Source organism: Bacteroidota bacterium, from assembly GCA_021300195.1.
Lineage (GTDB): Bacteria > Bacteroidota > Bacteroidia > J057 > JAJTIE01 > JAJTIE01.
In genome coordinates this window covers 1-19585 of sequence record JAJTIE010000003.1, presented here as the reverse complement: position 1 = coordinate 19585, position 19585 = coordinate 1, and the positions used below count along the sequence as shown (strand labels likewise).

Here is a 19585-nt window from a genome sequence, read left to right as displayed (position 1 = left end):
TCGGTCTTGCCTGTTCACAAAAAGAAACGAGGCCCTGGCTGTTTTTCCAGGGCCTCGTTTCTATTCTCTTTCGTTTTTCTTTCCAGCGGGAAGCTGGCTCCGGGCTATACCGTAGTGGCTGCCAGGGCTTCGGGCTTCTCCTCGCGGCGCAGGGGACTGAAGGCACCTACAGGTACATGCTTGTTGCCTAGCATGCGCAGCGCACGGTAGTGGCTCAGCACCGCACCGCGCATGGTATTGTGCTCCAGGTAGGGTACGCCATGTTTGTCTGCCGTTTCCTTCACAATCTTGCTAAGGGCAGGGTAGTGCACGCTGCATATTTTTGGAAACAGATGGTGTTCGATCTGAAAATTCAGCCCCCCTACGTACCAGGCCAGAAAACCACTTTTGCGGGCAAAGTTATGGGTGGTAGCCAGCTGGTGTTGTGCCCAGGCGTTATCGATATCGCCGGTCTCTGAGGGTACGGGGTGCCCCGTCTCTTCTACCACATGGGCCAGCTGGAAAACAACCCCCAGGATGATACCGGCAGTGAGGTGCCAGGCGGCATAGCCGATCAGAAACTGCCACCAGGTAATGTCCATCAGCACAAGCGGCAGCGCCACGCTGTAGGTAAAGTAGAACGCTTTGGTAAAAACAAGCCAAGCCCACTCCTTGGCCGGATGCTTACGCTTCAGTGGGCCAATGCTGGGATCGGCCATTTTCTTGAAGTCCTTTACGGTTACCCAAAAGATGGTGGCCAGGCCATACACTGGCCAGGCAAACAGGTGCTGATAGCGGTGCACCTTGCGCCACTTCTGGTGCGGGCTCAGGCGGATAAAGCTGGCCACTACCAGGTCGTCGTCCACACCATGCACGTTGGTCCAGGTGTGGTGTACAATGTTGTGGCTCAGGCTCCACACATAGGAGCTACCTCCTATCAGGTTCATGCTGTAGCTCAGCAGCCGGTTCACCCAGGGGTTGCTGCTGTAGCTGCCGTGTATGGCATCGTGTGCCACATTGAAGCCGACTGCAGCCGTAAGTGCACCCTGCAGCACCAGCAGGCCTAGCACGGCCCACAGGTTCAGGCCACCTAGCAGGATAAGTGCCATGTTGCCCACATAGGCTGCCAGCAGCACAGCGGTGCGGAAGTGCATGTAGAAATTAGCTGTACGGGCGCGGCCGCTACCTTCAAAGTAGGCGTCCACCCGTTGTCGTAGTTCAGTAAAGAAATTGTTCTCGCCGTTTCGGAATCGGACCTTGGGGCCTGAGTAGCTTGGAGCAGTAACTGTTTTCATCATCATAAGGGGGGAAGGGATCAGCAGTAGTGCGCTTAAACTATAGACTAGCTGATGATTTTGAGCCGGGAGGATCTGAATTTAGGAATAAATGGACTTCAGACCTTCACGTGTCAGCAGTGATAGAACGCCTACTACACCTGTAAATTGCACATTATTATCGGATTCTGAAACCACCCAGGGCAAACTTGATGGCAATGAGCAGATGTATACTCAGGGTAGTTAGTAGTCCATAATGCTTCCGGAGTATGCTCCATCGCTCTTTTAGGCACTTTTTGCGCTGCACATGGCTGTTTCCGCCGAATAAATATCTGGACACAATGGTGTGCACATTTTTGAATTTTTGGGCTCGCCTGGCAGCTACGATCGCCCAGTCCAGGTCGGACGAGCAGGGGTACTGCTGCTGCCTGAAGGGCCCGCACAGGCTACGCCGCACAAACATAGCCTGGTGTCCTACCACCATCCCCCAGCGGAAGGATGCGGCCGACAGCTGGCGCGGGAGCCGTTTGTGCACGCGCATACCCAGCTCTTCTCCCGCATCGTTTATGATGACGGTGTCGCCGTACAGGAAGTCTTCGCCCTGGTAGTTGGCAAAGACGTTTTCTACGGTACGCTCGTTGTAGAATAGGTCGCCCACGTTCTGAAACAGGATGAAATCGCCGGTGGCACGGTCTTGTCCCTTCTGCATGGCATCATACAGCCCCTTGTCTGGTTCGCTTATCCAGCCAGCCAGCCGGTCGGCATAGCGTTCTATGATGTCCACCGATCCATCGGTGCTGGCTCCGTCTATCACCCAGTACTCTATGTGCGGGTAGGTTTGTCCTAGCACACTCTGCAGGGTTTTTTCCAGGTGGCGTGCACCATTATAGCATACGGTGATGACAGAGAGGGTGGGGCCGGAGGGGTGCATGCGGGGGTACTAGAAGCCTGCCTTTTCGCGCTGAGCTAGCTGGGTGCCAATCCAGTCATACGTTAGGCCAATACCTGCACGGAGCGAGAACTTTGGGTCCCAGCCCATTTTTTCCTGATACAGGGCGTTGTCCGAATTTCGGCCCCGCACACCTTGCGGCCCTTCTATGTGTTTCAGTCCGAGGGTTTTGCCACTGTGCTCTATGGCCATTTGTGCCAGCTGGTTTATGGTCACCATCTCTTCGGAGCCAATGTTTACCGGGCCTGTAAAGTTGCTACGCATCAGGCGCAGGGTGGCCTCCACGCAGGCATCTATGTACAGGAATGAGCGGGTTTGCCTTCCATCTCCCCATATCTCAATTTCGCCTCCCTCTGCGGCCTCGGCTACCTTTCGGCACAGGGCAGCGGGGGCTTTTTCTCGCCCGCCCTGCCAGGTGCCCTCGGGCCCGTAGATGTTGTGAAAGCGGGCAATGCGTACGGGTAGCCCGTAGTTTCGGTGGTAACTGAGGTATAGGCGCTCGCTGAATAGCTTTTCCCAGCCATACTCGCTATCCGGGGCGGCGGGGTAGGCCGAGTCTTCGCTGCACTTGGGGTTGTCGGGGTCCAGCTGGTTGTACTCGGGGTACATGCAGGCCGAACTGCTGTAGAACAGCCGGGGGAGGCCCACCTGGCGGGCACGGTCTGCCACATTCAGGTTGATGGTGGCCGAGTTGTGCATCACATCTGCGTCGTGCTCGCCGGTGAAGATGTAGCCTGCGCCGCCCATGTCTGCCGCCAGCTGGTATACTTCGGTTATGCTGGCATCCAGCACCTGGGCCACGGTACGCGGGTCTCGCAGGTCGCCCAGGATGAATTCATCCGCCGCACTGGGGCTGAATTCCGGATGCTTCAGGTCTACCCCCCGCACCCAGTAGCCTTCCTGCTTCAGGCGTTTCACCAGGTGGCCGCCTATAAAGCCGCCTGCGCCGAGTACCAATGCACGTTGATTCATACTTTATACAGAATTGATAAGAGAGCCTGCTGTAAAGCTACGAAAATAACGGCCTTTCCGGTTTTTTCGTGCCTGTGTGTGGTGTGGCGCAACCAGGTAGCGCATGGCAGATTACCGTGCTTGGGCGCATAGGTAGGAGACGTGGGGGGAAAGCTATTGGTAGCCTAGGCCGCTGGCAGCCCCGCTTCTACCCAGTTGCCATCCTCGCGAATCAGGTCGATCAGCGCATCTACCGCCTCTGTGGCGGGCACCTTGGGGCGCACCAGCTCCTGCCCCCGGTATAGGCTGATTACACCCGGCCCACTGCCCACATAGCCATAGTCGGCATCGGCCATCTCGCCCGGGCCATTTACGATACAGCCCATGATGCCGATTTTTATTCCCTTCAGGTGCTCAGTGCGGGCGCGGATGCGGGCGGTGGTGTCTTGCAGGTCAAATAGGGTGCGGCCACAGCTGGGGCAGCTGATGTACTCCGTTTTGGTGATGCGGGCGCGGGCCATCTGCAGCAGGGTGAAGAGGCTTCGGTTTACCAGTCCGCGATCCCAGCGTGCATAGTTGGTACGTAGCCAGAAACCATCGGGCAGGCCGTCTACCAGCAGCTGGGCCAGCAGGCTGCCCGCCTCTAGCTGCAGGCGGGCAGCCTCGGTATGGGTGTCGTCCTCCTGGGGCTGTAGGTAGGCCCGCACGATCACCGGGGCCCGTATACCCTGCTGGCTGAGGCGAAAGAGGGCATTGCGATACTCCTGCACCGGCAGGGGGCCGGTAGCCTCCAGCACCAGTATGCTGGCCACCTGTGCTGCCTGGGGCAGCAGGGGGTGGGTTAGGTCATCGATGGTGAAGCGGATGAAGCTGGGCTGGTGGGGCAGCAGCCGGGCCGCCTCCCAGGTCTCCAGGGTGTCAAAGTAGGGGTAGGTATTCTGCTGCTGGGCCTGTGCTGCCCAGGTGGGGTAGTCTAGTATGGCCCGCAGGCCATTGGGCAGCATGAAGCCGGGGGCATGGCTGCCCAGGTACACGTAGTCGGCCCCATTGTCGGTCATCGTCCACTTATCCTGCTGGTAGCTGAAGTAGTGCCCGATGGGCAGCAAGTCTTGCTCGCCAATGGGCCGTTCGCTAAAGTTGGCTATCACGCGTGGTACATGCTCGCCCCCTAGGTTGTACACCACCCGGGTGGGTCGGCGGCTGTAGTGGTAGGGGTCTATGGGCAGGCCCACGTCTGTCAGCCGGTGGTCTGTCTTGCCAGTATACTGGGTGTAGGCGTTTACCAGGTATCGGCCCACGGGCATCTCGTGCTCGGGGGCTTCGGTCAGGCTTACCCGCACCGTGTCGCCTATACCGTCGGCCAGCAGGGTGCCTATGCCCAGGGCACTCTTTATGCGGCCATCCTCCCCGTCACCGGCTTCGGTTACCCCCACATGCAGGGGGTACACGGTGCCCCGCTGTAGCATGCGGGCTACCAGCAGCCGGTACGCCTGCACCATTACCTGGGGGTTGCTAGCCTTCATGCTGATTACCAGCTCGTGGTAGCCCAGGTCCTCGCATATGTCTACAAACTCCAGGGCACTCTGCACCATGCCCTCGGGTGTGTCGCCGTAGCGGCTCATGATTCGGTCGCTCAGGCTGCCGTGGTTGGTGCCTATGCGCATGGCTGTGCCATACTCCTTGCAGATCTTTACCAGGGGGGCAAAGCGCCGATGGATGCGCTCCAGCTCGGCCTGGTAGGCCGCGTCGGTATAGTCTATTTGCTCAAACTTCTTCTTGTCGGCATAGTTGCCCGGGTTTATGCGCACCTTCTCTACCAGGCGGGCGGCTATTTCGGCGGCGTTTGGGGTAAAGTGGATGTCGGCCACCAGGGGCGTGCTGTAGCCCGCTGCGCGGATCTGCTGCTTGATGACCTTCAGGTTCTCCGCTTCGCGGATGCTGGGGGCCGTAATGCGCACCAGCTCGCAGCCGGCCTCTATCATCCGGATGCTCTCTGCCACCGTGGCAGCCGTGTCCAGGGTGTCGGCGGTGGTCATGCTCTGTATCCGGATGGGGTTATCGCCCCCTATACCTACGGGGCCTATCTGCACGGCACGCGTACGCAGCCGCTCGTAGCGTAGCAGGCTGTGGCAGTAGTGATTTAGTGTTTCTGATAGCGTGTTGCCTGGACTGGACATGATGCACTGGGTTTGTGGAATAATGCACGCCCGCGCTAAGTGCGGGAAAAAAGGCCCGTAAAGCCTGTAGACCTAGTAAAGATACTAGGGGTTTGCGGCAAGCAGCGAGATTTTAAGCGGAATTAACAATCTGCTGATGTTCTTCCCCATAATTTCCTTAACTTCTTGGGCAGAGTGCCCGGTTTTTCTCCTATGGCATCCATCCCGCATTATCATGATACGCTGTCTCAGCTCTATCGGTCCTTTGGGCAGATAATAGGTCCGGATGCGGCCTTTACTTTTCACTTCTTGCCCGAGCTGCACCCGGAGCGACCTTTCTGTTCGCCCGTATTTCGTTCCGGCTATTTTTCGTTTGTTTTTGTAAAGGAGGGTAGGGGTAGCTACACCCTGGATGCGGATACCCACCCATTTGGCCCGTTTACAGTTTATTTTACAAATCCTGGCCACCTGAAATCGTTCTTCATAGAACACCTGCAGGATGGCTGGCTGCTTACTACCACCGAGGCTTTTTTGCGCGCGCATGTAGCGGCAGATGTGTTTGAGCAGTTTCCTTTCCTGCTCAATCAGACGGTGCCTCCCCTGAACTTTGGCCCGGATGCCTATGCCGAACTGGAGACCCTGTATCAGCCCATCCGCCAGGAGGTGCGACTATCTGGCCCCTATCAGTCTCAGATACTGGGTAGCTTGCTGGTCAGCCTGCTATACAAGCTTAAGACACGGGTGGCAGACCTGCCTGCCTATGCGCCTGGCCGTAGCCAGCGCATTGTGCATGCCTTCTTGCACGTGCTAGAGGTTCACCACACTGCCGTGTATCGCCAGCAGGCCAGCCTGCTGCTGCAGACCCAGGACTATGCCCGGCAGCTGAACCTACACCCCAACTACCTGAACCAGGTAGTGAAGCGCCAAACAGGAAAAACGGCTAGCCAATGGATACAAGACCGGCAGCTGGCTACAGCCCAGTCCCTCCTGCGGCACACGGACCTAAGCATAAAGGAGATCTCCGAGCGTATGGGTTTTTCGGCACCGGGTCATTTTTCTCGCTTCTTCAAGCGCGAAACCCGGCAAAGTCCCGCCGAATATCGGGCCGATCCGGTTAATCTTTGATTTGGGTATGCTTTCCTTGTACTTGGGGATGGCAATTCTCCGCTTGGTGTTTCAAATTTGTCAAGTGAGAATGCTTGTCCAGCGCAGAGGCACTTCATCAAGTTTCTTCATAAAAATCGCAACTTTTTAACCCAAAACTAAAGTCTTAAAAAAATGAGTAAGAACGTACTGATTACCGGAGCCAGTGGCGGCTTTGGTACCCTGACCACCAAACTACTTCTACAGAAAGGTTACGCCGTGGTTGCAACCATGCGCAACGCAAGCACCAAGAACAAGGACGTGGCTGCAGAGCTGCAGGCTGCCGGTGCCAAGATTGTGGAGATAGACGTAACCAGCACCGACAGTGTGAATGCGGGTGTGCAAAAAGCCATCGAGCTGCTAGGCAGCCTGGACATTGTGATCAACAACGCCGGTGTGGGCTGCGCGGGCATGATCGAGCACTTTACACCCGAAGACATGCAGCGCCTGTTCGACATCAACGTATTCGGCATCCAGCGCATCAACCGCGCCGTGCTGCCCCACATGCGCCAGCAGGGCAGCGGCCTCATTGTGTACATATCCAGCCTGCTGGGCCGCATTACCATGCCCTTCTACGGCATCTACAACGCCAGCAAATGGGCGGTGGAGGCTATGGCCGAGAACTATCGCGCTGAGCTTTCCAGCTTTGGGGTAGAGCAGGCCATCATAGAGCCAGGGGGCTACCTCACTGGGTTTGTAGAGAACCTGGTGGTGCCCAGCGACAGCAGCCGTGTGGCGGCCTATGGAGACTTTATGAATGTGCCCCAGCAAATGGGTGCGGCCTTCTTCGAGTTTGTAAACAACACCCCCCAGCAGCGCCCCGAGCGGGTGGCCGAGGCTATCCTGGCCCTACTGGAGGCACCTGCCGGCCAGCGCCCGTTCCGCACACCCGTAGACTTCCTGGGCATGGCCGATGCCCTGAAGCCCTACAACGACCAACTGGCCGCCATTACCGAGGGGCTGTACAAAAACATGCAGCTAGACGGCCTGCTGAAAGTTCAGCAGAAGGCGCGCGTATAGTGTCGACATTCCTGTGTTTTGCCATTGTAGCCAGGCGCGGGTTCGGCGATGTAAAAAAGGGGCTCTGCAGCCCCTTTTTTTATGTACCTTGGCGGCATGCTGCCTGCTGTCCCGCGCGTTTGTTTCGCGCTAGCGCTCGTTTCTCTGAGCCTTGTTTGCCCGCGCCCGGTGGCTGCCCAGCCGGGTGGGGCGGCCAGTGCCGCTGCGCTGGCCGATGAATTGGGGCGCGCCCTGCTGGCCGATGACTGGTACACGGCCGAACGCCTGGCTCTTACGGAGACGGCGCTGACAGAGGCCCGGAGCCGCTTTGTAGCCCAATACCCGAGCCAGCAGGTGGTTAGCGAGCGAGACCTCGTTTCGCTGTACCGGCAGATGGCCGAGCGCGCACGGCAAAGCTGGCAGCGTGTGCAGCAGCACTGGCAGCGCCAGCGCCTGCCCAGCTATGCCCTGCAGTACACAGGCCATACGTTGCTATCCGTGGCTACCCAGTTTCAGGTGCCGGGCCTGCAGGGTGGGCGCCTACGGCTACAGCTGGAGGCACAGGATGCTGCGGGCAGCCTGCACACCTACCCGGTGCTGGTGGACGTGCTGCGCATGGACGGCCCACAGGGCCAGCTGTGGTACTGGGCCGGCACTTTCCAGCTGGAGTAGATTCTACTCCACAGCTCCCCCTTGTACTGGGCTCTTGCACAGCAGTGGGGCGTTTTGCCCCCGCGTGCATGCGCTGGAAGGGCCATAATAAGGCCCCCTATAAACAGCACTGCCCGCCACCGCTGGAGCGGGGCAGGCAGGCGTAGCCGGTACAACTACCGGTGCTATTCTACCTGTGTAGGGTACCCCTCTGTACGCCATCCGGCGCACCCCACATCCGTGCAGGCGTAAGGATTATGGGCGAGGTTTACCTGCCGGCATTACTCTGCGGGCTGCCTCCTATCGTGGCGTTAGCATTCTTCAGGGCGGCCAGCCACTTGTCTGCCTTGTGGTAGCCCATTACGCGGTGCAGTTCCTTGCCCTTTGCATCTATAAACACAAAAGTGGGCATGGCCTGGATGTTATATTTGGACGCAAGGGCACGTTCCTGGTCTACATCCACCTTGTAGGCAATAAAGTGATCGCTCGTATAGGCACCTACCTGCTTGTCCTGAAAGGTGCTGGTATTCATCAGCCTGCAAGGCCCGCACCAGGTTGCCCAGAAATCGACCAAAAGGGGCTTATTCTCCTTTTTTGCCTTTGCCAGCGCTTCATCCCAGGTGCCGTGGAAGAACTGAACCTGCGCCACAGCCGGGCCAGCACTTAGCAGCAGAATGGCACCCAAGCCAATCCATCGTCTTAGGTTTTTCATACGTGTGGTATTCATGGAGTTTTTAAGATTCAAGAACAAGATACAAAATATGTGCCAATAAATTTGTTTCAAATGAAACATGTAGTCTCCAAAACGCAGGCCCCAATGGTTTTGTTACCTTTGTGGGCACATTTTTGACACAAATTTTCATGCTTCCTTCGCACTACCTGCAGTATCCGGGTTTGTCTGCCTTTGCACAGCAGCTGGGCCCCGGGCGGCATGCCCTTACAGGCCTGGTGGGTAGCCAGCTAGCCTGTGCCGTGGCCGCCCTCTTCAGCCAGCTGGGCAGGCATGGCATTGTGCTGGTGCAAGACCGCGAAGAGGCCAACCTGGTGCTGAATGACCTGGAGGTACTGCTACCCGGGCAGCAGGTGGTACTGCTACCTGCCTCCAGCAAGCGGCCCTATGAGCTGAGCACCCTGGACAATGCCAACGTGCTGCAGCGGGGCGAAACACTGAACCTGATAAGCCGGGCGCAGCCAGGCAGCCTGCTGGTAGTATCCTACCCCGAGGCACTATTTGAGAAGGTGGTAACACGCAATACGCTGATAACCCACACCCTGGACGTGCATCGGGGTGAGGAAACCGGCATGGACCTCATCATCGAGGTACTGGAGGAGTATGGCTATCAGCCCGTCAGCTTCGTAACCGAGGCAGGCCAGTATGCCACACGGGGCGGCATTATAGACGTGTACAGCTTCAGCCACGACCTGCCCTTCCGCATCGAGTTTATGGGCGATGCCATAGAGAGCATACGCGAGTTTGCCCCCGGTAGCCAGCTGAGCACGCGCAGCATGGAGCAGCTAAGCATCATCCCCGACTTTCGCACCCTGGTGCAGGAGCAGCGCATCAGCCTGCCCGAGTACCTGAGCCCCGATACGGTATGGTATGTAAAGGACCCGGACTATGCCGTGGCCGACCTGATGAAGTTTGAAGAAAAGGCACGCAAGCAGTGGAAGCAGCTGACAGAGGGCCGAGATACCGTGCATACCGAGCCAGCGCAGCTGTACTACGCGGGCCCGGCCCTGGAAAAAGACCTGCGGGCTTTCTGTCTGGTAGACATTGGCTTTGCGGCCCGCCCCGGAGATGCGGGTTCGGACTTATCCTTTCGCAGCCAGGTTCAGCCCCTCTTCAAGAAGAAATTTGAGCTACTGGTAGCGCACATGGCGCAGCGGCAGGCCGCCGGATGGCAGACGTACATCTACTGCGACAGCGAGGCCCAGCACCGCCGGATCCGAGAGATCCTGCACCAGCTGGATGCCAGCCTGCACTACGAGCCGGTACGCGCCGCCCTCTCCGGTGGCTTTGAAGACGAGGTGCTAAAGCTGGCTTGCTACACAGATCACCAGATCTTTGAGCGCTATCACCGTTTCAAAAAGCGCAACCAGGCCCAGGAGAGCGGACACATGACCCTACGCGAGCTGATGCAGTTGTCGCCGGGTGACTTTATCACGCACATCAACCATGGCATTGGGCGCTTTGGCGGCCTCACTACCGTAGAGGTGGGCAAGCACAAGCAGGAAGCGGTGAAGATATTCTACCAGGATGACGATGTGATCTATGTGAACATCAACGCCCTGTACAAGATAGCCAAATACAGCGGCAAGGAGGGTAATGCGCCCCGGCTGAGCAAGCTGGGCAGTGCCGAGTGGAGCCGAACCAAGGCCAAGGTAAAGCGCAAGGTAAAGGAGCTGGCTTTCAGCCTGGTAGAGCTGTATGCCAAGCGGAAGGCCAGCAATGGCACGGCCTATGCGCCCGACACCTACCTGCAGCAGGAGCTGGAGGCCAGCTTCCTGTACGAAGACACGCCCGACCAGGAGCGGGCCACCCGCGAGGTGAAGGAAGACCTGGAGAGCCCCACGCCCATGGACAGGCTGGTGTGCGGCGATGTGGGCTTCGGCAAAACAGAGATTGCCGTACGTGCCGCATTCAAGGTAGCTACCGAGGGGAAGCAGGTAGCCCTGCTGGTACCCACCACCATCCTGGCCCTGCAGCACTACAATACCTTTCAAGACCGGATGGCAGACTTCCCTCTTACCATTGATTTCATCAATCGGTTTCGCAGCCCGGGCGAGCAGAAGGACATCCTGAAACGCCTGGCCGAGGGGAAAATAGATATACTGGTGGGCACACACAAGCTGCTGGGCAAGGAGGTGAAGTTTCGAGACCTGGGTCTGCTGATTATTGACGAAGAGCACAAGTTTGGCGTAGGGCACAAGGAGCGGCTGCGCCACCTGCGCGAAACCATAGACACCCTTACCCTAACGGCTACCCCCATTCCACGCACGCTGCAGTTCAGCCTGCTGGGCATCCGCGACCTCTCCATCATCACCACCCCGCCGCCCAACCGGCAGCCGGTGGAGACGGTGGTGAGTGGCTTCAGCAAAGAGCTGATACGCGATGCACTGGCCCATGAGCTGAAGCGCGGGGGGCAGGCTTTCTTTGTGCACAACCGGGTGCGAGAGCTAGAGGAGTATGCCGCGCTGATAAAGGAGCTGCTGCCCGATGCCCGCATTGCCACCGCCCATGGGCAGATGGACGGGGACGAGATGGAAAACACCCTGCTGCGATTCGTAAACCGGGAATTCGATGTTCTGGTAAGCACCACCATTATAGAGAGTGGGCTGGATATACCGAATGCCAATACCATCATCATCAACCATGCGCACATGTATGGGCTGAGCGACCTGCACCAGATGCGGGGCCGCGTGGGCCGCAGCAATCGGAAGGCCTTTGCCTACCTGCTATGCCCACCCCTGGCGGGCCTGCCCAATGATGCACGCAAGCGCATGGAGGCTATCCAGCAGTTTAGCGAGCTGGGGGCTGGCCTGCAGATTGCTATGCGCGACCTGGACATACGCGGTGCGGGAGACATACTGGGCAGGGAGCAGAGCGGATTCATAGCCGATGTGGGCTATGATGTGTACCACAAGATATTGGATGAGTCTATCCGGGAGCTGAAGGCGCAGAGAGGCCTGGATGACGAGGCCACGGGCGCGGATACGAGTGAAACCGTGGTGGAGACGGACCAGCCCGTGATGCTACCACCCGAGTATGTGCCCCAGGTGGCCGAGCGCCTGTACTACTACCGCCAGCTGAGCGAGGCCACCGACGAGGCAGCCCTGCAGACCCTGGCGCGCGAGCTGATAGACCGCTTTGGCCCGATGCCCGCCCCGGCCCTGAACCTGCTGGACACGGTGCGTGCCCGCTGGGTGGGCGAGCAGCTGCGCATGGCCAAGGTGGTGCTGAAGGGTGGAAGCCTGAGCCTGACCCTGGCACCCGGGCCGGACGACCTGTATTACCAGTCTGAGGCCTTCCACCACATCCTCAGCTATGTGCAGCAGCATGCCGATACGGCGCGGCTGAAGCAGAAAAACGACAAGCTGGTGCTGCAGATCAAAGCCGTAGAGACCGTAAAGGACCTGTACTTTGCCCTGAAGCACCTGCTGCCGGAGCCTGCCACGGCCTAGCGTGGCGCGGCTTATGATTGGCCCCTCCTGCCGGTGTGCACCGCCGGGGTAGGCCCAGATGTTTATCGCTTGAGCAGTTTGATGGCAAAGCTGCGACCCAGTCCCTGCTTAAAGGCCAGGTTGATCCAGATACGGGCAAAGTCCTCTAGCAGGCCCACCTCCTCATCTCCGCCAAAGTCGATACAGTCGGCAAAGCCCAGGTCTAGCGACAGCTGTTTGGCTATCTCCTTGGCACGGGCACTGCTGCCGGCCATAAACATCTCCACCGCCTGGTCTCCATACCGCGGGTTCAGCATGTTCTCAAAGCCGGTACTGTTGAAGCACTTTACCACTTCGGCCTGGGTCCACGCCTGCAGGGCCCGAAAGGTGCTGTCAAAGCCCTCGGCCTTGGCAAATACCGAGTTCATGGTGTCGATAATCACTTTGCCCTGGGTGTCGCCCAGCTGGGTGCATATATCCTTGGTAGCCGGCGGGTGCGCGGCCAGCAGGATTACCGGGGCGGCGGCTGCTGCCTCGGCTACGCTGCACAGCTTCAGGTTGGCTATGCCTGTCAGTTTTTTTGCCTTGTCGCCCTGTGGGTCTCGTACGCCTACATACACCTCGTGTCCGTTGGCGGCCCAGCCTTTGGCCAGGGTGCCACCAATGTTTCCGGCGCCTATTACTGCAATTTTCATTTTATTGTATCAAAAAAAGTGATTGAGAAATTTTTGTCTCTGCGTTCAGTCCAGTGTGTTCTAATCCGAAAAGGCCCACTGTAGCCCGAATGTAAGATAAAGGTCGGCATCCTCCGTACCCTGTACATGAATCTGGTCGTAGGAGTATTGAGTTGTGGCTCGCAGGCTGATGGACGGGTGTACGGGTACCTGCAGGCTAGCCTGTGCAAACAGCCGTTTATTGCTGGCATGTACCCAGGCGTGCTGGTACCAGGCTTCGTAGGTCAGTTTCAGCAGCTTGGGCAGCTGCACCCAGCCATACAGCCGTGCCACGGCCCGTGGTTCCTGCAGGTGGTCGGTCTGGTCGTCCAGGTTCACCAGCCGGGGGCGGCCATACTGGGCCTGCTCCCAGCCCGCAGTGGCACTCAGCTTCAGGTGGTACTGCTTGGCCCGGATGGCTACCCAGCTGAGGCCCAGGCCCAGCAGGTAGCGCTGGTCTACCCGCCGGCGGAAGGTGGCCTCTGTCCACACCATCGCATAGGGATACCAGCGGGCACGCGGCCACAGGTACACGAAGTGCTTGCTCAGCACATCATTCTCCGTAACCCTGGGGCCAAAGGTGCCAAACAGGTACTGGCTCTCCGATGCGGCCCCCCACTTGGCGGCCAGGTACTTGATGCTGGCATCCGACCGATTCAGCAGCCGGTCTACATTCCCCTCGCTGTAGAAGAGGTTGTGCCCAACCGCTAGCTGCCAGCGGGCCGTATCCTGCTCTAGCAGCTGGGCCTGTAGGTTATGGCTATAGCCACCCAGCCACAGCACCAGTGCCACACAGGCTGCGCTACCTGGCCGGGGTAGGCCAGGTAGGCAGCCTGAAAGGTGACCCCGGAACTTGATAGACACGACAGAAGCTTATTTTTTCTTCTCCAGCTGCTGTAGTACCAGCTGGGCGGCAGCAGGGCCGCTATTCTGCTGCTGGCCCGTGATGAGTGTGCCATCCTGGATGGCATAGGGCGTAAAGGCGGGCTGAACCTTGAAGGTAGTGTTGGGCAGCTTGCGTGCCTCGGTCTCTATCCAGAAGGGCTGGATGCGCTGGCCCACAAAACTGTCTGCATACTGCTCTTCCGAGTCGGCAAAGCCCGTCCAGGTCTTACCCTCCACAATGCGTTTGCCATTCCGCTGTTTGGCATCCAGCAGCAGGCAGGTGCTGTGGCACACCAGGGCGGTGGGCTTGCCGCTGTCGTACATGTGTGTCAGCCCCTTCAGCACCTCTGCATTGCCCCGAAAAGTGTACATAGGCGACTGACCCCCCACGAAGAAGTAGGCATCATAGGCCTGCAGGTCCACTTCTGCCAGCTTGAGCGAGTTTTCCAGTTGCTTCATCCTGGCCGGGCTCTGCATAAAGCCCAGCGTCAGGTAGTCGTGGGCCGAGTAGCCACTCTCGTGCGTGGGGTTGCTGTAGGCATCAAACTCCAGCTTGCCCCCCGCCGGGCTGGCTATGTCTATCTGGTAGCCTGCTTTTTCAAACTCATAATAGGGATGGGTAAGCTCTGAAGCCCAGCAGCCAATGGGCCAGCCTGTCTGCTTGCTTACACCGGGGTTGGCGGCTATCATCAGGATCTTGCCTTTAGGCGGATGCTCGGCACTATGGCCCGCCTGGGTGCCCACCACTTCTTTCACACCCTGTGCGAAGCCGATAGAACTCAGTAGCACGCACACGAGCAGGTGTGATACTTGTTTTGAGATAACTTTCATTTTTCTCGAATTTGGTTTATATAGCAAAAATCTATGATACACCTCTAATGTACAAGTACATACCAAAAAGTACTATACTTACAGGGAAGTGAGTAAATTTGATAATCAGCTACTTAAGGATATGCCAGGTTTTGAAATAGACGGTAAAAAGTATGAGAATCCGGTGGAGCTGGTGCTCGACCAGCTGGGCGGACGCTGGAAGATGGCCCTACTATGGCGCCTGAAGGACCAGGTGTGGCGCTATGGCGAGCTGCGCAGCAGCCTGAAGCACGTAACCCACAAAATGCTGACCCAGCAGCTGCGCGAGCTGGAAGCAGACGGCTATATCCACCGGCAGGTATACGCCGTTGTGCCCCCAAAGGTGGAATACAGCCTGACAGAGAAGGGAAAGACAGCAGTCCCAATTATCTTGCTATTAAGAGATTATGGCCTGTGGCTGATGCAGGAAGCAGGAATTTCGGAAGAAAAAAGGATTAATTGAAACTATTGTTTGAAACATGTATGTTTTGAACCCATAATTCAATTCATCTTATTTTCTCACTTATGAAAACTTTTTCTGTCCCCACCAAAAATGAGGTAAATGCCGAGAGTCAGCAGATTTTTGATTCGCTGAAAGGCCAGATCGGCATGGTGCCCAATATCTATGCCTTCGCCGGCTACTCGTCTGCCGCACTGAATGCCCAGCTGGGCTTTGGCCAGGCCCTGAGCAAAGGCAGCCTGAGCGGCAAGGAACTGGAGGTAGTAGCGCTGGCCACCAGTGAGGTAAACCAGTGCGACTACTGCCGTGCTGCCCACACCGCCATTGGCAAGATGCAGGGACTGAGCGACGAGCAGACGCTGCAAGCCCGCGCCGCTGCCCTGGCCGACCCTAAGCTGGACGCGCTGGCCAAGCTGGCACGTAGCATAACCCAAAACCGTGGCCGTGCCGAGGGCCAGGTGGTAGACGCATTCTTCCGGGCAGGCTATACGGAGCAGGCGCTCGTAGAAGTGGTAGCCCAGGTTTCGCACCTTACGTTCACCAACTACCTGCACAACCTCACACACATACCGGTAGATTTTCCTGCCGCACCGGCTCTACAGACTGCCTAAGCAGAATAGCGGTAGGCATAGGGTAAAAAGGGGCGCAGTATGCGCCCCTTTTTTTTGAATCTTTTTTAATTGCGCCCATGTTAAGTCTGTCGGATCCGGGTAGTATTCTATACAATATGAAAAATGACCAAGTACCCAAACGAATACATGGCGCTGCAGATGCTGCTGCTGAAGGCCTCCAGTGCCCTTCGTGTGCATATTGTGGCGATAGCCGAAGGTGAAAACCTGACGATGCAGCAGCTGAATGCCCTACGCATACTCCGGGGCGCAAACGAAACCCCGCTGGCTGTGCAAGACATTCATCAGCGCCTGATGGAGCCGGGCAGCGACACCAGCAGGCTAATCAGCAGGCTGCAGGCCAAAGATCTGGTGCACATAAAGCCTTGTACAAAGGATAAAAGGCGGGTGCAGATCACCCTCTCGGCGGCTGGTAGAGCGGTGCTGAGCCGAATAGACGAGAAGCTACAAGGACTAGTGCCGCACATGCAGAGCCTGCCACCAGAAGAAGTGCAGGCAATGAACACGTGCCTGGAGAAGCTGACTGCACTGCTGACTACCCAGCATGCTACGTAGCGCAGGCTGGTGCTAGTGCCATAGCCGGTCGCGGATGAGGCCGTAGACCCATACCCCCAGCATGGCCGACACAATCATGACCGCAGCTGCCGCATACCCGCTACCCAGTAGGGCATACAGCGGCCCCGGGCAAGCACCCGTAATAGCCCACCCTATGCCGAACAGTGTACCACCTATGATAACACCCGGGTGAAAGGGCTTCCTGTCTACCTGGATTGGCTTGCCATCTGCGGATTTGATGCCCAGGCGGCGAAGCAGCTGGTAGCTTAAAAGCCCTGTAACGATGGCAGAGCCAATGACCCCATACAGGTGAAAGGACTCCAGATAAAACATCTCCTGGATACGAAACCAGGAGATGACCTGGGCCTTTACCAGCACAATACCAAAGAAAAGGCCAGATAGAAGATAAAGAATGGACTGAACCATGCTAACAGGAATAAACAGGCTAAAGAGACAAAAGGAAGGGTACCAGAAGATGGGTGGACAAGAAGCCGCCCACCATAAAGCAGCAGGTGGCCACCACGCTGGGCCACTGCAGGGTGCTAATGCCCAATATGCTATGCCCGGAGGTACACCCACCCGCATAGCGGGTGCCAAACCCCACCATAAACCCACCTACAACCCAGAAAACCAGGCTGCGCACACTGCCCAGCTGCGCCAGGCCAAAAACATCCTGGGGCAGTAGTCCACCAAAATCCTGCACCCCCAGTTCGGTCAGGTGCTGCTGCATCCAAGGCGTAATCCCCACGGGGTGATCGCCCTGCATACCCAGGGCAGCCACCCCACCACCCAGAATTACCCCAGCTACAAAGAGGAGGTTCCAGCGCTCGGCACGCCAGTTGTACTGGAAGAAAGGGATGCCCGCGGGCACGCAGGCGGCACACAGGTGCCGCAGGCTGCTGCTAATGCCAAAACTCTTATTGCCAATGAGCAACAGGATGGGTACCATCAGGCCCACAAGCGGCCCGGCTATATACCAGGGCCAGGGGTCGGAGAGCAGATTAAACAACAGCATGACTCGGTCTTGAAGTGATTGCCATTCAGTTACATGAACGGATTTTCAATTATGCAGAATCAAAGATAGTGCAGATCGGAATTTTCGGCAATGCATCCACGCAAAAATACATTGCCGGGTCTGTGCCCAGATTGAGCCACAGGCTGTCGTGCTGTGCAGCGTGGGAGTCTCCAGGCATCCATACCCCGCTCGGCTTACTGGATGATTAGCTTTTGCTGCACAGCACCTGCCATACTAAGCGCGCGCACATAGTAGGTGCCGGGTGCCAGCTGTATAGCCACAGGCATAGCCAGGCTGCGCTGCATGGGTGCAGCCCGGAGGGTGTATTGCTGGACCCTCAGGCCCATGGTATTGAAGATCTGTATCTGCACTATTCCCTCGGGTAGGCCACTCAGTGCCAGCTGGAACCTCCCATCTGCCGGATTTGGGTAAAGCGCCAGCCCCAGGGCACCCTGGTTTGTAAGGGTTACCACATTGCTCTGTACTGTGTTTCCGTCCAGATCCATCCGCGTTACCCGGTAGTACAGCGCACCGGTTTTGCCCCTATCCCGGTACGTATATTCCACCGGGCTGCTGGTGTTGCTTATGGCAGGCTGCTGCTCTATCTGCTCATAAGACACACCGTCTACACTCCGCAATACGGTGTATGCCAGTGTATTCTGTTCGTAGTTACTACGCCACACCAGCCGGGCCTCTTCGCCCACCATGCTACCACTTAGCAGAATGGGATTGGTACCACTCAGTACCGCATCTATGGCAATGCCACACACCATCAGGCTTGCAGAGTCTATCACGCCCCCACCACCGCCCACCAGCGGGTTTGCAGTGCTCTGGCAGCTAAGCGAGCAGGCCAGAGACACACAGGCGTTGTCCAGCAGGCACTGATTGAAGACATCGTAGTCGCAAAAATCTAGCCCGCCTGTAATGATACCCCCCGCCGTATTGATCGTGTTGATGTTTACGTCCCAGGCTCCGCTTCCATTTAGCACACCACCCGGATTATTACGCAGGTTGGCATCTACATACACATGGCCACTGTTGGTAAAGGTGCCGCCCGAGTTGTTGATGCTGCCATTTACAGTCAGATCTCCGGTTGTATGTACCTCAAAGTTGCCGCCAGTATTGTCCAGGTTAGCGTCCACCTGCATGTTGCCGTATACGTCTACATCCCCGGTAGCAAGGTTCGTAAAGGTTCGTTCCACAACGAGCCCGCCCCAGACGGCTAGATACCCACTGTTTGTATAGTCGCGCCGTACTGTTACCAGCCCGCCGCTCTGCACCTGGGTGCTCGCCCCGGCTGCCACGGTCAGGTTTTCTACCAGCAGGGTTCCCGATACTGAAAGTGTGCCCCCGGTCATACTCAGGTTCTTCCTGCTGTTTGCACCCGAGGCCGTACTATACAGCTGTCCACCGGAGTTTACAGTAAGGTTCCCACTTCGGCTAACATCTGTATTCAGCCATACACTGTGCCCAATCACCACGTGGCTTGTTGCCGAGGGCACCGTGCATGGGCCCGAACAGCCACTGCACGTCCAGGTGCTGTTGCTTGTCCAGTTCCCGTTTGCCACAGAGGTGTATGTGCACTGGCTATAACCTATGGATATAAATGCGCATAGGAATACAGGCAAATAAAGAAAGTTTGTAAAGAGGCTCATATTGTAAGTAGGTTGAAGAAATGTTTGAATAGTGCATATGTAGCAAGTTTTACGATAACCCCGGCCATCTCTGTTGTCCCAAAGGAATAAAACTAAAATTATACCAGAATAAGACTACGCGGATCTGGCAAGGGTGGGGCCTCGCTTCATTTTGCCGTACTCAGCTGTGGCTACGCATGCTACCTACGCGGTAGTGCCAGGGCATGCCGGGCCTGGCCGGATAGGAGCTTCCACATTTTTTTCAAAAAAAGAGAGAAAAAAGGAGGAGAGGTATTGACAAGTACCACAACTGCATCTAAATTTGCCCTCCCATTCGACGGTAACCCTGAGCAAAAGAAGTCAAAAAGACAGATCGCGCTCAGATGTTATAAAGTTCTTTGAAAATCTGGGGAAAAGGTAAACGGTAGAATCGAATTGAGAGGATCAACTTCTTTTACAATGGAGAGTTTGATCCTGGCTCAGGATGAACGCTAGCGGCAGGCCTAATACATGCAAGTCGAGCGCTTCTTTCGGGAAGAGCGGCGAACGGGTGCGTAACGCGTAAGGAACGTACCTCCGGGC

At 57.1% G+C, this 19585-nt stretch carries 18 protein-coding genes and 1 rRNA gene; 8 read left to right on the top strand and 11 right to left on the bottom strand.

Annotated elements, in window-relative coordinates; all coding sequences use genetic code 11:
• Positions 1-104: 104 nt before the first annotated feature.
• The 4 genes from LW884_00865 to ispG form a co-directional block, all read right to left on the bottom strand.
• On the bottom strand, positions 105-1133 hold the full coding sequence (locus LW884_00865) for an acyl-CoA desaturase (protein ID MCE3006888.1): 1029 nt from the start codon (positions 1131-1133) through the stop codon (positions 105-107).
• A gap of 298 nt (positions 1134-1431) precedes the next feature.
• The gene (locus LW884_00860; protein ID MCE3006887.1) at positions 1432-2184 is read right to left on the bottom strand and encodes a glycosyltransferase; all 753 of its coding nucleotides are present in this window, start codon (positions 2182-2184) and stop codon (positions 1432-1434) included.
• A 9-nt stretch (positions 2185-2193) separates the two neighbouring features.
• Positions 2194-3174, bottom strand: coding sequence for an NAD-dependent epimerase/dehydratase family protein (locus LW884_00855; protein MCE3006886.1), 981 nt, complete (start codon positions 3172-3174; stop codon positions 2194-2196).
• A 164-nt stretch (positions 3175-3338) separates the two neighbouring features.
• The gene (gene ispG / locus LW884_00850; protein ID MCE3006885.1) at positions 3339-5330 is read right to left on the bottom strand and encodes a (E)-4-hydroxy-3-methylbut-2-enyl-diphosphate synthase; all 1992 of its coding nucleotides are present in this window, start codon (positions 5328-5330) and stop codon (positions 3339-3341) included.
• A gap of 192 nt (positions 5331-5522) precedes the next feature.
• On the opposite strand from ispG, the gene LW884_00845 reads away from it, so the two are divergent.
• From LW884_00845 to LW884_00835, 3 genes are all read left to right on the top strand, one after another.
• The gene (locus tag LW884_00845) at positions 5523-6434 is read left to right on the top strand and encodes a helix-turn-helix transcriptional regulator (GenBank protein MCE3006884.1); all 912 of its coding nucleotides are present in this window, start codon (positions 5523-5525) and stop codon (positions 6432-6434) included.
• A gap of 153 nt (positions 6435-6587) precedes the next feature.
• Positions 6588-7472, top strand: a complete 885-nt coding sequence (locus LW884_00840) for an SDR family oxidoreductase (GenBank protein ID MCE3006883.1) — start codon at positions 6588-6590, stop codon at positions 7470-7472.
• A gap of 96 nt (positions 7473-7568) precedes the next feature.
• A complete protein-coding gene (locus LW884_00835; GenBank protein ID MCE3006882.1) occupies positions 7569-8123 on the top strand; it encodes a hypothetical protein in 555 nt (184 codons plus the stop codon).
• Between the two features lie 247 nt (positions 8124-8370).
• Here the strand turns inward: LW884_00835 and LW884_00830 are convergent, their stop codons facing one another.
• On the bottom strand, positions 8371-8829 hold the full coding sequence (locus tag LW884_00830; GenBank protein MCE3006881.1) for a thioredoxin family protein: 459 nt from the start codon (positions 8827-8829) through the stop codon (positions 8371-8373).
• A 134-nt stretch (positions 8830-8963) separates the two neighbouring features.
• Here LW884_00830 and mfd point away from each other — a divergent pair, with 134 nt between their 5' ends.
• The gene (gene mfd / locus LW884_00825; GenBank protein MCE3006880.1) at positions 8964-12284 is read left to right on the top strand and encodes a transcription-repair coupling factor; all 3321 of its coding nucleotides are present in this window, start codon (positions 8964-8966) and stop codon (positions 12282-12284) included.
• A 62-nt stretch (positions 12285-12346) separates the two neighbouring features.
• Here mfd and LW884_00820 read toward each other — a convergent pair whose 3' ends face one another.
• Genes LW884_00820 through LW884_00810 form a run of 3 tightly spaced genes read right to left on the bottom strand, consistent with a single transcriptional unit; the run spans position 12347 to position 14692 of the window.
• A complete protein-coding gene (locus tag LW884_00820) occupies positions 12347-12958 on the bottom strand; it encodes an NAD(P)-binding domain-containing protein (protein MCE3006879.1) in 612 nt (203 codons plus the stop codon).
• Positions 12959-13018: 60 nt separating this feature from the next.
• Entirely contained in the window at positions 13019-13840 is an 822-nt protein-coding gene (locus tag LW884_00815; GenBank protein MCE3006878.1) for a DUF481 domain-containing protein, read from the bottom strand.
• A gap of 9 nt (positions 13841-13849) precedes the next feature.
• On the bottom strand, positions 13850-14692 hold the full coding sequence (locus LW884_00810; protein ID MCE3006877.1) for a type 1 glutamine amidotransferase domain-containing protein: 843 nt from the start codon (positions 14690-14692) through the stop codon (positions 13850-13852).
• Positions 14693-14813: 121 nt separating this feature from the next.
• Between LW884_00810 and LW884_00805 the strand changes: the two genes are divergently transcribed.
• From LW884_00805 to LW884_00795, 3 genes are all read left to right on the top strand, one after another.
• Positions 14814-15173 (top strand): helix-turn-helix transcriptional regulator, encoded by a 360-nt coding sequence (locus LW884_00805; protein ID MCE3006876.1) that lies wholly within the window; start codon positions 14814-14816, stop codon positions 15171-15173.
• A 62-nt stretch (positions 15174-15235) separates the two neighbouring features.
• Positions 15236-15781, top strand: coding sequence for a carboxymuconolactone decarboxylase family protein (locus LW884_00800; protein ID MCE3006875.1), 546 nt, complete (start codon positions 15236-15238; stop codon positions 15779-15781).
• 123 nt (positions 15782-15904) lie between these two features.
• Positions 15905-16354 (top strand): MarR family transcriptional regulator, encoded by a 450-nt coding sequence (locus LW884_00795; GenBank protein ID MCE3006874.1) that lies wholly within the window; start codon positions 15905-15907, stop codon positions 16352-16354.
• Between the two features lie 12 nt (positions 16355-16366).
• Here LW884_00795 and LW884_00790 read toward each other — a convergent pair whose 3' ends face one another.
• The 3 genes from LW884_00790 to LW884_00780 form a co-directional block, all read right to left on the bottom strand.
• The gene (locus LW884_00790) at positions 16367-16780 is read right to left on the bottom strand and encodes a YeeE/YedE family protein (protein ID MCE3006873.1); all 414 of its coding nucleotides are present in this window, start codon (positions 16778-16780) and stop codon (positions 16367-16369) included.
• Between the two features lie 19 nt (positions 16781-16799).
• Positions 16800-17369 carry a YeeE/YedE family protein gene (locus LW884_00785; GenBank protein ID MCE3006872.1) on the bottom strand — a complete coding sequence of 190 codons (570 nt, stop codon included), beginning with the start codon at positions 17367-17369 and terminating at the stop codon, positions 16800-16802.
• A 194-nt stretch (positions 17370-17563) separates the two neighbouring features.
• Entirely contained in the window at positions 17564-18727 is a 1164-nt protein-coding gene (locus tag LW884_00780; protein ID MCE3006871.1) for a T9SS type A sorting domain-containing protein, read from the bottom strand.
• 732 nt (positions 18728-19459) lie between these two features.
• On the opposite strand from LW884_00780, the gene LW884_00775 reads away from it, so the two are divergent.
• Positions 19460-19585 (top strand): 16S ribosomal RNA (locus tag LW884_00775); the annotation flags it as partial.